This is a genomic window from Streptomyces sp. NPDC031670, assembly GCF_055580545.1.
Map to the genome: position 1 here is coordinate 46601 of NZ_JBVILC010000009.1, position 14232 is coordinate 60832.

The 14232-nt window shown below is 70.7% G+C and carries 12 protein-coding genes; 7 read left to right on the forward strand and 5 right to left on the reverse strand.

From position 1 onward, the window contains the following. Positions 1-46: 46 nt before the first annotated feature. The 3 genes from ACZ5ID_RS18495 to ACZ5ID_RS18505 all read left to right on the forward strand — a co-directional run bounded on the left by ACZ5ID_RS18495 (position 47) and on the right by ACZ5ID_RS18505 (position 5193). A complete protein-coding gene (locus ACZ5ID_RS18495) occupies positions 47-1510 on the forward strand; it encodes a hydrolase (RefSeq protein WP_468898835.1) in 1464 nt (487 codons plus the stop codon). 183 nt (positions 1511-1693) lie between these two features. Then, complete coding sequence (locus ACZ5ID_RS18500) at positions 1694-2983, forward strand: YncE family protein (RefSeq protein WP_468898838.1); 1290 nt, start codon at positions 1694-1696, stop codon at positions 2981-2983. A gap of 401 nt (positions 2984-3384) precedes the next feature. Beyond that, the gene (locus ACZ5ID_RS18505; protein WP_468898841.1) at positions 3385-5193 is read left to right on the forward strand and encodes a M4 family metallopeptidase; all 1809 of its coding nucleotides are present in this window, start codon (positions 3385-3387) and stop codon (positions 5191-5193) included. 89 nt (positions 5194-5282) lie between these two features. Here the strand turns inward: ACZ5ID_RS18505 and ACZ5ID_RS18510 are convergent, their stop codons facing one another. Next, complete coding sequence (locus ACZ5ID_RS18510; RefSeq protein ID WP_468898844.1) at positions 5283-6761, reverse strand: MFS transporter; 1479 nt, start codon at positions 6759-6761, stop codon at positions 5283-5285. 156 nt (positions 6762-6917) lie between these two features. Next, the gene (locus tag ACZ5ID_RS18515; RefSeq protein WP_468898846.1) at positions 6918-7913 is read right to left on the reverse strand and encodes a GNAT family N-acetyltransferase; all 996 of its coding nucleotides are present in this window, start codon (positions 7911-7913) and stop codon (positions 6918-6920) included. Positions 7914-8036: 123 nt separating this feature from the next. Here ACZ5ID_RS18515 and ACZ5ID_RS18520 point away from each other — a divergent pair, with 123 nt between their 5' ends. Next, the gene (locus ACZ5ID_RS18520; RefSeq protein ID WP_468898849.1) at positions 8037-9092 is read left to right on the forward strand and encodes a DUF6528 family protein; all 1056 of its coding nucleotides are present in this window, start codon (positions 8037-8039) and stop codon (positions 9090-9092) included. A 56-nt stretch (positions 9093-9148) separates the two neighbouring features. On the opposite strand, the gene ACZ5ID_RS18525 is transcribed toward ACZ5ID_RS18520, so the two are convergent. From ACZ5ID_RS18525 to ACZ5ID_RS18535, 3 genes are all read right to left on the reverse strand, one after another. Beyond that, positions 9149-10087 (reverse strand): carbohydrate-binding protein, encoded by a 939-nt coding sequence (locus ACZ5ID_RS18525; RefSeq protein WP_468898852.1) that lies wholly within the window; start codon positions 10085-10087, stop codon positions 9149-9151. 261 nt (positions 10088-10348) lie between these two features. After that, on the reverse strand, positions 10349-10825 hold the full coding sequence (locus tag ACZ5ID_RS18530; RefSeq protein ID WP_468898854.1) for an SsgA family sporulation/cell division regulator: 477 nt from the start codon (positions 10823-10825) through the stop codon (positions 10349-10351). A gap of 212 nt (positions 10826-11037) precedes the next feature. After that, positions 11038-12264 (reverse strand): carbohydrate-binding protein, encoded by a 1227-nt coding sequence (locus ACZ5ID_RS18535; protein ID WP_468898857.1) that lies wholly within the window; start codon positions 12262-12264, stop codon positions 11038-11040. 288 nt (positions 12265-12552) lie between these two features. Between ACZ5ID_RS18535 and ACZ5ID_RS18540 the strand changes: the two genes are divergently transcribed. From ACZ5ID_RS18540 to ACZ5ID_RS18550, 3 genes are all read left to right on the forward strand, one after another. Then, positions 12553-12780 (forward strand): hypothetical protein, encoded by a 228-nt coding sequence (locus ACZ5ID_RS18540; RefSeq protein ID WP_371656044.1) that lies wholly within the window; start codon positions 12553-12555, stop codon positions 12778-12780. Between the two features lie 62 nt (positions 12781-12842). Next, positions 12843-13307 carry a cupin domain-containing protein gene (locus ACZ5ID_RS18545; protein WP_468898861.1) on the forward strand — a complete coding sequence of 155 codons (465 nt, stop codon included), beginning with the start codon at positions 12843-12845 and terminating at the stop codon, positions 13305-13307. A 140-nt stretch (positions 13308-13447) separates the two neighbouring features. After that, a complete protein-coding gene (locus ACZ5ID_RS18550; protein WP_468898863.1) occupies positions 13448-14230 on the forward strand; it encodes a GntR family transcriptional regulator in 783 nt (260 codons plus the stop codon). Positions 14231-14232: the final 2 nt, after the last annotated feature.

Below are 14232 nucleotides of genomic sequence, written 5' to 3' on the forward strand. Positions count from 1 at the left end.
CTGGGCGCCCGCACCGCCTCTCCCCCACCCTCATGGAGGTAGCAGGATGCTCCGAATCCGGAGTTCCGCAAGGTCACGGCAGAGACTCACGACCGCACTCGCCGTGTTCGGCATACTCGGCGGCGGCACCGCCGCACTGGCCGCCACCGCTCCACCGGCCGCCGCGGCCACCACCCCCGCGCACCGCGTGCTGTTCGACAACTCCAAGGCCGAGACCGCCGGCAACGCCGACTGGATCATCGGCACCAGCCAACCGGACCCGCTGGGCCAGAACCCCGCACCCTCGGCGGAGAAGGACTGGACCGGAGCGCTCTCGTCCTGGGGCGTCGCACTCCAGAAGACCGGCGGCTACTCACTCAAGACGCTGCCCAGCGGCGGCACGATCACCTACGGCACCTCCTCGGCGCTCGACCTCCAGAACTTCGACACGTTCGTGCTGCCGGAGCCCAACGTCCTGCTGTCGGCCGCCGAGAAGACGGCCGTGATGAAGTTCGTGCAGAACGGCGGAGGTCTCTTCATGATCTCCGACCACACCGGCTCGGACCGCAACAACGACGGCGCCGACGCGGTGAAGGTCCTCAACGACCTCATGAGCAACAACAGCGTGGACAGCACCGATCCGTTCGGTTTCTCCATCGACTCGCTCAACATCGCCAGCGACAACCCCAGGGCCGTCTCCAACAGCACGGACCCGGTGCTCAACGGCCCCTTCGGCAAGGTCACCGGCAGCATCATCCGCAACGGCACGACGGTCACGCTGAAGCCCGCGGACAACCCGGCCGCCAAGGGCCTGGTGTACCGCACGGGCTCCTCCGGCAACACCGGCGCGTTCTTCGCGACCAGCACCTTCGGCAGCGGCAGGGTGGCGTTCTGGGGCGACAGCTCGCCCATCGACGACGGCACCGGCCAGTCGGGCAACACCCTCTTCGACGGCTGGGACGACCCGGCCGGCACGGACGCGGCGCTCGCCCTCAACGGCACGCAGTGGCTCGCAGGCGCCACCGGGTCGACCGGCGGCGGTGGTGGCGGTGGCACCTGCACCGCCGCGCAGCTGCTCACCGACCCCGGCTTCGAGTCGGGCGGCACGGGCTGGTCGGGCACCAGCGGTGTCGTCACCGCCGACTCGGGCGAGGCGGCGCACACCGGCTCGTACAAGGCATGGCTGAACGGCTACGGCTCCGCCCACACCGACACGCTCGCCCAGACGGTGACGGTTCCGGCGGGCTGCACCGGCGCGAGGCTCAGCTTCTTCCTGCACGTCGACACGGCCGAGACGAGCACCACGACCGCCTACGACACCCTCAAGGCGCAGGTCGTCAACGGCAGCGGGACGGTGCTGTCCACCCTCGCCACGTACTCCAACCTCGACGCCGGGACCGGCTACACCCAGCGGACCCTCGACCTCGGCGCGTACGCCGGCCAGACGGTCACCGTGAAGTTCACCGGCACCGAGGGCTCGCAGCTCCAGACGTCGTTCGTCCTCGACGACACGGCGCTCGACGTGAGCTGAGACCCTCCTCGCGACACGGCGGACGCCGCCCACCCCTCACCGGGTGGGCGGCGTCCGCGGTGTACGGGCCGGCCGGCATCCGCCGCCGTCGTGGCTCTTGTCTTGTCGGGCGCGGCTCACTACCTTCCGGTAGCCGCATCACGCGTGATTGTCATGCCCCCCACAAGATCATCCGGAGTGACGATGCCCATCTACCGAACGCTCGGCTCCCTGGCCGCCGTGGTGACCCTGGCCGTGACCGGGGCCTCCGCGACCGCCTCCGCATCCTCGTCGGCCTCCGACTCTCCCGGGGCGAAGCCCGCCGGTGCCGCGGCACTGCGCGAGGTGATGTTCGTCGGCAACAACTGGGACGGCACCGCCGACGTGGTGAAGTCCAGCGGCGACCTGGCCCGGATCGGGCGGATCAACGTCATCCCGGACAAGGACCAGCGGCTCACCGAGATCTACCTCAACCCGATCAGACTGGCCTACTTCCTCGGCATCAGACAGGGCCCCGGCGAGGGCCACGACCAGTTCGTGGACGACATGTACTCCACGCCCGACGGCTCCGCGGTCGTGGTCTCCCGGCCCAGCTTCGCCGATGTGGTCTCCATCGACCTGGCCACCGGGAACCTCAACTGGCGTTTCCCGGTGTCGGGTTACCGCTCCGACCACATGGCGGTCTCCCCCGACGGCACCCGGGTCGCGGTCTCCGCCTCCACCTCCAACACCGTGCACGTCCTGGACATCGCGACCGGCCGGCAGCTCGGCTCGTTCGCGACCGGCGACAAACCGCACGAGAACGTCTTCACCGACGGCGGAAAGTTCCTGTGGAACATGGCGATCGGGGAGGTGAACACGGCCCTGGACGACCCGGCGTGGGACTGGACCAAGGGCGACCGGCACATCACGGTCGTGGACGCGCACACCTTCAAACCCGTCAAGGTCATCGACATGCGCGACCGGCTCGACGCGTTCGGCCGCAAGGACCTCTCCGACGCCGTACGGCCCGTGGTCTTCACGCCCGACGAGTCCAAGCTCTACTTCCAGGTGTCGTTCTTCAACGGCCTGCTGGAGTACGACATCGCGAGCGACCGGATCACCCGCTCCAAGACCCTGCCCAAGAACCCCGCGACCAGCGAGGACCGCACCACCTGGGTCAACGACTCGCGCCACCACGGTCTCTCGATCAGCCCCGACGGGGCCCGTCTCTGCGTCGCCGGGACTATGGACGACTATGTGACGGTCGTCGACCGCGCCACGCTTCAGGAGGGGCCGCTCGTCCCGGCGTCCAAGCCGTACTGGGCGACGGTGAGCGGGGACGGCAAGTCCTGCGTCATCTCCGAGAGCGGGGCGGACCGGATCACCGCGATCGACTTCGCGACCGGGCAGAAGACGGTGTCCGTGGCGGTCGGCGACCATCCGCAGCGGGTGCGCCTCGGCCATGTCACCGCCGGCTGGACGAGCCCGGCGGCCCACCGCGCGACGAGCTGACGCGGCCCCGGCTCCGGCTCCGACTCCGACTCCGACTCCGCCAACGTTCCACGCATTTCCGCCCGTACAGGAAGAAACCACCGGCCGCGCGCTGTGATCACCAGCACAGTGCGCGGCCGGTGCAACCAACCCCCGTCCAAGGCACGTCTGCACCGGTGGGACCATGGGGTGCAACGGGGTGCACACGGATGTCGCACGGCCCGTCGCCCTGCGTTCACGCGGGTGGGGGCGAGTGTTAAATCTGGGTTCCAGAAGCACACAAGCCGAACAAACGCCTTTACATGCGCATGTCAGGCGTAGCAGTGTTCGCCCGGGACCACACAGTCCCCGCGGTGCTCAGAAACACCGTGCGTACGGGCGGTTGTAGCCGGCCGCCCCGCAACACCTAAGGACCCTCCATAGTGCGTACACCCCACATACGCAGACTGGCGATCGCCCTGGCCGTCACCACGGCAGCGACCATCACGGTAGGGGGCGTGGGCACCGCGGTCGCGACGTCCGCCGCCACCGGGACCGCACCCGTCGCCTCCTCCGCCAAGTCCGCGAAGTCGGTCGTGGACGCGGCGCGCGCCGCCGCCTTCGCGCACGCCGCCGCCACCGGTGTCTCCAAGGACGACACCCTGACGGCCACCGACACCCTGGTCGACCCGGACGGCAAGCAGCACGTCCGGTTCGTCCGCGCCCACAAGGGGATGCCGGTCCTCGGTGGCGACCTGGTCATCCACCTCGACGCCAAGTCCGCGTACCTCGACGTGACCCGGGCCACCCGCCGCCAGGTCGCCGTCACCGCCAAGGCCCCGAAGCTGACGGCCGCGCAGGCCAAGGCGAAGGCCGCCGCGCGGGCGAAGGGCGACGCGGGTACGCCCGAGCTCGTCGTCGACGTACGCGCCGGCCGCACCGCTCTCGCCTACCAGATCAAGGTCAGCAACAGCAGGACCACCGAGGCGGGCGGTGTCCGCACGGTCGTCATCGACGCCACGACCGGCGCCGTGCTCACCGACATCCCCGCCGCGGACACGTTCATCTCGCCGAGCCTGAAGGCCAAGCTGCGCAAGAGCGGTGCGAAGGCCACGCCGCTCACGGGGGCGACTGCCTCGGGTGCCGCCGCCGCCGCGACCGCGGGCCGGCCGTTCAACCCGCCGCGGACCACGGGCATTCCGACGGTCGGTTCCGGCACGTCGCTGTTCGTCGGCAAGGTGCCGCTGAACACCCTGAAGACCGGCGGCAGCTCGTACCTGCTCAAGGACGCCGCCCACGGCAACACCGAGACGCGCGACGCGGGCGGCCGTGAGCTGGAGCAGTTCACCCAGGGCAAGGCGTTCACCAGCACGTCCAACACCTGGGGCAACGGCGACACGAACAACCGGCAGACCGCCGCCGTGGACGCCCAGTACGGCATCGTCAGCACCCTCGACTTCTACAAGAAGGTCCTGGGCCGCAACGGCATCAAGAACGACGGCTCCGGTGCCCACGCGATGGTGCACTTCGGCTCCAACGTGGGCAACGCCTTCTGGTACTCCGAGTGCGGCTGCATGCTCTACGGAGACGGCGACGGCGCCACCTTCACCAAGCCGCTGGTCGTCCTCGACGTCACGGGCCACGAGCTCAGCCACGGCGTGGTCGACGCCACGGCCAACCTCCAGCCGACCCGGGTCGACGACCAGGGCAACCAGTTCGGTGAGCCGGGTTCGCTCAACGAGTCGCTGGCCGACATCTTCGGCAGCAACGTCGAGTTCCAGACCAACAACCCCAACAACCCGCCCAACTACCTGCTGGGCGAGAAGCTGGGGCTGGCGCAGACCTTCCTGCGCCGCCTGGACAAGCCGTCGCTCGACGAGCTGGAGGGCACGGTCGACTACTGGTCGGCGGCCTCCTACGACGCCGAGGTGCACGGCGGTTCGGGCGTCTCCTCGCACGCGTACTACCTGCTCGCCGAGGGCAGCGGCAAGAAGAAGATCGGCAACGTCGACTACGACTCCCCGACCTACGACGGCGCTGCCGTGACCGGTATCGGCCGCGACAAGGCGACGCAGATCTTCTACCGCGCCCTCACCCGTTACATGGTCTCCACGACCGACTTCCACGACGCCCGCACGGCGACGCTGAAGGCGGCGGCCGACCTGTACGGCACGACCAGTGCCGAGTACAAGACGGTCGACAGGGCCTGGGCGGCGGTCAACGTGACCGCGGCGAACACGCCCAAGCGCTGACACCCGGCGCGGCACACCAGGAGGCGCCCCCGCGGGACTCGCGGGGGCGCCTTCGCGTGGTGGGGCCGTGCGGAGGGCGGCGGTCCGCCTCAGCTCCCGGCGGCGGCCTCCCGCGCCGACAGCGGCGTGGCGATGTCCTCCAGCGACTTGCCCTCGGCGTCGACCGCGAAGAACGCCGCCACTCCGCCCGCGACGGTCATCAGGGCGGCGCCGACGCAGAAGGCCACGACCGCGTCGTCGACGATGCCGCTCGACGTCAGACCGGAGAAGACCAGCGGCCCGGAGATACCGCCGGCCGCCGTGCCGATCGCGTAGAAGAAGGCGATCGCCATCGCCCTCGTCTCCATCGGGAAGATCTCACTGACCGTCAGATAGGCCGAACTGGCGCCCGCCGAGGCGAAGAAGAGCACCACGCACCAGCAAGCGGTCATGGTGGTCGCGCTCAGCCACCCCTGGCTGAAGAACCAGGCGGTGACGAAGAGCAGGCCGCCGGAGAGCAGATACGTACCGGCGATCATCACCCGGCGACCGATGGTGTCGAAGAACCGGCCGAGCAGCAGCGGTCCGAGGAAGTTCCCGAAGGCGACGACGGCGAAGAAGTAGCCGGTGTGGCCGCTGGAGACGTCGAAGAACTTCACCAGGATCGAACTGAAGCCGAAGGTGATGGCGTTGTAGAGGAAGGCCTGCCCGATGAAGAGGGCGAAGCCGAGCACCGCGCGCTTGGGGTAGGACCGGAAGAGGGTCCTGGAGATCTCCAGGAATCCCACGCTCTCGCGCTGCTCGATGGTGATGGCGCTGCCCGGGGCGGGCAGCGGCTCGCCCGTGTCCTCCTCGACCTGCCGTTCCACGTCCTTCACGAGCCCTTCCGCGCCCTCCTCCTGGCCGTGGATGAACATCCAGCGCGGGCTCTCCGGCACATGCCGGCGCACCAGCAGGATGACCAGGCCGAGCACCACGCCGAGGGCGAAGGTGAGCCGCCAGCCGAGGTCCTTGGGGAAGATGTCCGTGTTCAGGGCGAGTACGGACAGGAGCGCGCCGCCCATCGCGCCGAGCCAGTAGCTGCCGTTGATGATGAGGTCCACCCGGCCGCGGTACTTGCTGGGGATGAGTTCGTCGATCGCGGAGTTGATGGCCGCGTACTCGCCGCCGATGCCGAAGCCGGTGAGGAAGCGGAAGAGGAAGAACCACCAGGCGGAGAAGGACAGCGCGGTCATGGCGGTGGCCGCCAGATAGACCGCGAGGGTGATGAGGAAGAGCTTCTTGCGGCCGTACCGGTCGGTGAGCCAGCCGAAGAAGAGGGCGCCGAAGCAGGCTCCGGACACATAGAGCGCGGCGCCGAGACCGGTGACCTGGGCGTCGGTGATGGCCAGGCCGCTGCCGTCCTCGGAGAGGCGGCTGGCGATGTTGCCGACGACGGTGACTTCGAGGCCGTCGAGGATCCACACGGTGCCGAGACCGATGACGATCATCCAGTGCCAGGCGGACCAGGGCAGCCGGTCCAGTCGCGCGGGGACTTCGGTGGTGATGGTCCGGCCCCGCGACTTACTGCCCACCGTCGCACCGTCCATGCGTGCCTCCTGCCTGCCGAGGGCCCATGAGCGCCCGGGATACCGGACGTGTCCGCCACGGGTACCCGAAGATCATCGCCATTAACCGCCCGGCTCCCGCGCGTACCCGTGCCCGCCGGCGCGACCCGCCCGGCCCTCGTTTCCGCGCCTGCTTCCTCAGCCGCCCCTCAGCGGCCGGGCATAGGTGACGTACTCGCGGTGGGCGGTGAAGCCCAGCCGTTCGTAGAGGCCCAGGGCGCCGGAGGGGTTGGCGGTGTCGACGGTGAGGGAGGCGCTGTCGTAGCCGTGGGTGAGGGCCGCGTCGAGGGTGGCGGCCATCAGTGCGGGGGCGGCGCCGCGACCGCGGTGCGAGCGGCGGGTGGCGAGGTAGCCGATGTGGCAGTCGCGGGTGCCGTCCGCGGCGGTGTCGGCCTCGTACTCCTCGGCGATCAGATACGCGGCCACCTCGTCGCCGTCCAGGAGCAGCCGCGACAGGGCCGGGCGGAAGGAGCGCGCGCCCACGACATGGGTTCGCCAGTCGGTCCGGTCCATCGCGGTGAAGTCCCAGTGGTCGCGGAAGGCGTCGTTGTGGGCGAGCCGGGCGGCCTCGTCCCAGGCGGGCTCGAACGGTACGAGCCGCAGCCCCTCCGGGACACCGCCGGTCACCGGGCGGCCCGTGTTGAGCGGATGCGTCATCTCGAACCACCAGCGGCAGGCGGTGAACCCCCCGCTCGCCGCCAGCGCCTCCAGGTTGGCGTCCCCGGACTTCCCGCTGATCAGGAGTTCGCCGGGCAGATGCGTGAAGCCCTCCGCGTACAGCGCGCGGGCCCGTGAGTCCATCCAGGTGACCAGATGGCGGCCGAGCCCCTGGCGCCGCCAGTCGGGGTGGACCACCGCGTCGCCGCGGAAGCGGGCCGCGTCCACGGCCCCGTCCGGGGCGTGCACCAGGGCGTAGGCGACCAGCTGTGCGCCGTCCCAGAGCGTGAGCGTGTTCCGCTCCGGGTCCAGCTTGGGGTTCTCCAGCTCTTCGGCGAGGTCTGCGGCGTCGACGTGATGGCCGCTCCTGTCGACGCGCTCGGTGTCGACGCGCAGCTTCAGCCAGGCGGGCACGTCGGCCTTGTCCATCGGCCGCGTCAGGAATCCACCGGGTGCGATGTGCGACGTGGTGTTCACCGCTCCATCGTCGGTCGCGGCCGAGGGAGCCGCCCGCTGGCCCGTCCGGGTGGAGTACGCCGGGACGCGACGCCCGCTGCCCTCTGGAGACGACCGTGCCTGTCACCGTAGGACCCCGTGCCCATGACACGCCCCGCCGCCTCCTCGGGTGCTCCGCGCCGGGCCCTGCTGCGGGCCGCCGTGGCCGGCGGGCTCGCCGCGCTGGCGGCGCCGACCCACGCGGCCGGGCCGTCCCCCTCCCCCGCGTCCGCGACCCGCCCGTCCCGGGCGCCGGGGACCCAGATCCTCGCCTGCGACCAGGCGTCCCAGTCGGTGATCCTGCTCGACGCGACCAGCGCCTACTGGCGCTCCGGGAGCCCCGACCGGACGGCGCGGGCCGCCGATCTGCAGCCGCTGTGGTCCTGGTCGCCGCTGGCCGACCCCGGGCTCGCGGATCTCGATCCGGGCAGCGGCTGGCAGAACGTCAGTGAGGCCAAGGCCCGCGCCACCGCCTCCGGCCCCCTGCTGCTGACCTGCGCATCCGGCGGGTTCGTGGCGGCGGTGCACCGCGAGGGCGGGACGGTGTACTGGGCGGCGTCACTGCCCGCCTCGTCCAACCCGCACAGCGTCGAGCTGCTGCCGGACGGCAATGTCGCGGTGGCCGCGAGCACCGGCGGCTTCGTCCGCGTCTACACCGCCTCCCAGGGCGCACGCTCCGGGACGCACGCCTCGTTCGCGCTGCCCGGGGCGCACGGACTGCTGTGGGACACGGGCAGCGGACTGCTGTGGGCGCTGGGCGACCGGCTGCTGGTGGGCCTCGCCGTGGAGGGCGGCGCGGCGAACCCCCGGCTGACGGCCGCGCGGACCGTCACGCTGCCCGAGACCGGCGGCCACGACCTGGCGCGGGCGCTCGGCACGGACAGCGCGATGTGGCTGTCGACGAGCACCCATGTGCGCCGGTTCGCCGTCCGCGCCGGCGCGTTCGTGCCGTACGCGGACGAGGCCGCCGTCCACCGGCCCTCGGTCAAGAGCGTCAGCCAGAACCCGGCCACCGGGCGGCTCCTGACCGTGAGCCCCGAGCCGGGCGCCCCCTGCGTCTGGTGCACCTCGCGCATCCGCTTCCACGGGCCGGGCGGTGAGGAGGAGCTCAAGGGGTCGAGCCTGTACAAGGCGCGGTGGTGGACGGCCGACGCGCCCTGACGCCCGGCCGCCGGACGGGGAAGCGGCCGGGCGCCCGCCCGGTGTTCAGGACGCGGTCACTGCCGTACGGTCCAGTGGTCGTCGGAGCCCGCCTGGAGGAACTTCAGGGGTGGGCAGAGGAAGTCGCGCCCGGCCGGGTCGGCCTCGGTCCAGGGGGAGTCGGCCGGACGCGCGGGCTTCCAGACCCCGGCCTTGCGCAGCTGGATCGCGCTGCTGTCGAAGACGGTGTTCCTGGCCTCGGTGCAGTAGTAGCCCACGCCGGTGGCCGGGTTGACGCTCGCGTAGATCTCGAAGATGTCCCAGCCGTGGTCCAGGTCGCTCCGGTCGGTGCCGGACTGGCGGTAGAGCAGCTCCCACTGCGCGGTGCGGTGGTTGTACAGGTACGAGGACCAGCGGTTGCCGGAGCCGGTGTCCTTGACGAGCTGGATGCTGAAGGCCGGGCGGCCGTCGACGGTGGCGGTGTACTTCGCGCGGAAGTCGGCGTCCAGGGGCAGGATCTTGGCGGGTCCGCCGTCGCGCGAGCACCAGTCCCACGCCCACAGCTCGTTGCCGCTGTTCCAGTACGCGGTGACCACTTCGATGCAGGAGTTCTGCGCTTTGGTGGTGGGCGCGTAGGTGAAGTTGTCGGCGTCGCTCACCCGGTAGGCCGGGTCGAGGCTGTGGGTGGCGGTGATGCCGTCGTGGGTGCCGGGCTGCGGGAAGATCCCCCACCAGTTGTGGGTGAGGGATGCCCGGCGGCCGGCACGGCCGTCCTTGAGCGCCGCCACCGCGCGGTCGCGGTCCGCGTCGCGGCCGGGGGTGCGGGCCGTGGTGACGACGCCGTGGTGCGGGGCGTTCGGCGAGGGCGTGGTGCCGGGGCGTGCGGCGGGGCGGGCGGCGGCGGTTCCCGCGCTCTGCACGGTGCCGAGCGCCGCGGCGGCGACGAGCAGGGCGCCGGCGAGGGCGGTTCTCGTGGATCTGGCGGACCTGGCCCGGGTGCGCGTGTGTCTGTTCACGTGGCTCCTCCAGACCGGACTCGGAGTCCGGACGTCATGGGGTACGACGGTGGGGGGTGGGAGCACGGTCCGGCGACGGCGCGGGGTGGTGCGCCGCGGCGGAACCGGGTGAGCGACTAGTAATGTTCATGTCATTGACAGGACTGTCAATAGCCGCTGGAGCCACACACGTCCGTCCAGGACGCTTTCGAGCCGTGCCCGCTCCGGCGCGCCGGAGCGGGCGGCGGGCTCAGTACATCGTTCCCGTTCCCTCCGTCGGTCCTACTGGGGGCCGTGGTCCAGACACGGACACTCCCGGCCGCACCAGCGGCAGGCCGGGGCCGGTGAGGGGGTCGGGGCCAGCAGCAGGTCCAGGACCGCGTCCACGTCGTAACCGTCCAGCTCGCTTCCTTCCGGAACGAGCTGGTACGTACGGGAAAGGAACTCCGCGACGTCCTCCAGACCGGCGAGCAGATCGGCGCTGCCTTCGTCCGAATCCAGCCTGATCCGTAACCCCCCGTCGCCGCAGTACCAGACGCGCACGTCCCCCATCCCGACCGGGCGGCGGGACGTCAGCCCCTCGGCCACCAGGTCCCGGCCCATCGTCCAGGTGGTGTGGGTGCCGTTGCCGCACACGAAGTCCACGGACACCGCGAGCGGGTCGTCGGAGTCATAGGTCATCACGGCTTCCACCGGCGTCATGGCATCACCCCCCTCGTGCAGCAGCTCCACATACAGCGGTACGCAGATCTCTTCCATGTCTCCCCCCTCGGGACGGGCACCAGCGTCGTCTCTATGTCCTCTATGACGAAATGGACAGTGGTGTTAGTGACGGATTCCACCACCTCACATACGCACCGCGCGCCAGAACGGACTCAACTGCCCACAACCGCCTCCGAAAACGCGAAGGCGCGCCCCCGGTCAAGGGGGCGCGCCGGACACATGGATCCCTCAGTACGACTCTGGACGACTCAGCACGCCCCCTCGTCCTGCCACACGCCCCACTCACCGGTGGTCCCGGGCTCCTCGTTCTGGGTCCACCACTTGGCCTTCCACTTGTGGCCGTGGTGGGAGACCTCGTTGCCCGAGGTGTAGACCGCGGTACTGCTCCAGGCCGCCACCGCACAGTTTCCGGGCGGGGAGGTGGAAGGCGTGGTGGGCGGAGTCGTGGGCGGTGGTGTGGCGCCGGCGAACCGCACCGCGTACTTGGCGAAGTCCCAGTCGGCCTGGGCGACGCTGCTGCATGTGCCGGAGGTGGTGCCGTTGTTGTCGGGCGGCGAGCACTGCCGGTCCCGGTTGAGGGACCAGAAGGTGAAGCGGTCCATGCCATGGCCGGTGGCGTAGTCCAGGACGCTCTGGAAGTCGGCCTGGCGGAAGTACTCGCCGGTGTCGCTGCGGCCGTTCATACCGGAGAAGCCCTCGTGGGCGTAGGCGGTGGCCTCGCTCCAGCCGAAGGTGGAGCGCAGGATGGAGTTGAAGTTGGTCAGGGCGCTCGTCTGGGCCGCCGCGCCGTTGAAGCCGCCATCGAAGGGCATGATGGAGAAGTTGTCGGGCACGAAGCCCTGCGCCTTGGCCTCGTTCAGCATCTGCTTGCCGAACCAGCCGGTGCCGTCGGCCGTCCCGGCCGTGGTCACCGACACGTAGAGGCCGGGGTTGTTCTGCTGAAGGATTTTGGCGGCGCCGATCTCGTGCGCGATGGCCGTGCTGTTCTCGTACTCGGGCTCCTCCAGGTCGAAGTCGATCGCCTTCAACTGGTACTTGGTGATGACCTGCTGGTAGGCGGCTGCGGTGCTCGACGCGTCGGAGCAGGTCTGACCGAGTTTGGTGCCGCCGTAACCACCGGCCGAGACGGACACGTCGCCGCCCTTGGCCCTGATGGAGGCGATGACGCCGGCGACCGCCGTGTCCGAGGAGACGGGCGCCGTGCCGCCCCAGGTGGGGCCGCACCCGCCTCCGTTCGGAGCGAGGACGAACGCGAGCTGGAACGCCTTGAGCCCGGTGGCGTCCATGATGGCGCCCGCGTTCGGCGGGTTGTTGTCGAGGGGCATCAGATACGGAGCCGCCGCGTACCACCGGCTGCTCAGCGCGGTCGCGGCGGCGGGCGCCCCGGACGCCTGTCCGGCGACGAAGGCGGAGAGGCCCGCCGCGGCGAGCGCGGCGGTGGCGGCGCCGCAGAGGAGAGCGCGAAGACGTCTCATGTCCAGGTCTCCTGGGGTGGGGGGAGTTTCCCCGGGGCCGGAACGGGCTCCGGGGGGCTGGGTTCACAGCAGAATCGAGCCGTGTCCCGGGCACGTCAACGACTTGGACTAGACCATGGGGAATCCTTGAACCGGCGAGGGCCGTGCCGACGTACCGGGACCCCTCCAGCGCCGGCGCCGCCCCGCCTCGGCGGCGTGCCCGCACGGCACGAGCGGCCCATTGTCAGTGCCGCGAGAGATGCTTGACGGTCCGACACCTTTACCGACGGAGACGAGGGAGAAGCCGAGATGACCGAACCGGAGCGCACGGCCGCCAAGGCGTACGTCCGGCTGCTGCAGACCGCGCAGGCCGTGCTCGCCGACCCGGCGACGGCGCCGCGCGCCCTGGCGCTGCTCGCCGGGCCGATGGCGGAGGCCGAGGAGTCCCTGCGGGCGGCGGGCCTCGCGGGCAACGAGGCCCGGCTGTTCGCGCTGGTGGAGGACCTCCAGACGGATACGTGCGCCTCGGGGCCCTGAGCCCGGAGCGCGCCTGCCACTATGGGGCCCGGGGGCGAAGGCCACGGGAAAGGGTGCATGCCATGCGGGACTGGGTCACCGAGCTCGGGCTCGAACCCCACACGGAGGGCGGGTACTTCCGCCGCATCTACACCAGCACGCACACCCTGTCGCTGCCCCGGGGCCCCAGACCCGCCGCCACGTCCATCCACTATCTGCTCACCCGGGACCAGCCGCTCGGCCGGCTGCACCGCAACCGGAGCGACATCCTGCACTTCCTCCTCGACGGCGGACCGCTGGAATACGTCACACTCGCCCCGGACGGCGGCCTCGACCGCGTCCGGCTCGGCGCCGACGACTCGCGGTTCCTGCTCGTCCCCGGCGGCCACTGGAAGGCGTCCCGGCTGGTCGACGGCGCAGGACACGGCCTGGTCGCCGAGGTGGTCACGCCCGGCTTCGACTACGCGGACCACGAGTTCGCGACCGAGGCGGACCTCCGCGGTTTCCCGGAGGCCAACGACGAGCTCCGGCCATTCCTGCCCTCCTGACCCGCGCACCACCTCTCGCGTATGTGGCAATCTCGCCAATGTCCGCCTGCGGTTCACCTTGGCGGTCTAGACCAATGATACAAAGGCAGTCGCTCCACAGAACCACTCAGACACTCGCAGTGATCGATCTAGGGAGACACATGCCCGGCACACATGGTCATTCCCTGCCCCCCGTCCCCCGATATCTGGAGATCGCCCACGACCTCAAGTCCACCATCGAGTCCGGCACTTCGGAGCCCGGACACCGGCTGCCCGCCGAACGCATCCTCGCCGAGCACTACGGCAGCAACCGCCAGACGATCCGTCAGGCCCTGGACGTGCTGCGCCAGGAGGGGCTGATCAGCACCGAGAAGCGCGGCTCCTTCGTCCGCGGCGACCGCCCCGGCGAGGCGCACGCACGGCTTCTCCAGGCACCTCCGGAGGCACAGTTCCCGCTGGGCGCGCTGAGCCCCCGGGCGGGCATCGCCGCCGCGACCCGGCTGGTCTGGGAGGCACCGCCCGCCCCGTACGCGACCAAGCTGGGCCTGCGGTCCGGCGTACGCACGCTCGTCCACTACTACACCGCCTCGGCCGGCGACCGGGTGATCCAGCACGCGGTCAGCTATCTCTCCCCCAGCCTGATCGCCCAGATCCCGCTGCTCGCCCGCTACGAGCGGACGCTGTCCCACCACACCCACAGCGATCTGCGCCGCCTCTACGCCTGGGCGGCGGACGCCGGGCTCAGCCTGGAGCACAACGAACAGCTCACCATGGCCCCCGGCGACGACCGCTCCGACGGCGTCCCGCAGCTGGAGATCCACCGCGAGGTGCGCGACCAGCACCACCGCACCGTGGAGATCACCCTGCTGACCTTCCCCCATGCCGAACAAGGGCCGATATATCACTTCACGTCCCCGGCCCGGGATGTGCGCCCGCCGCTCTGACG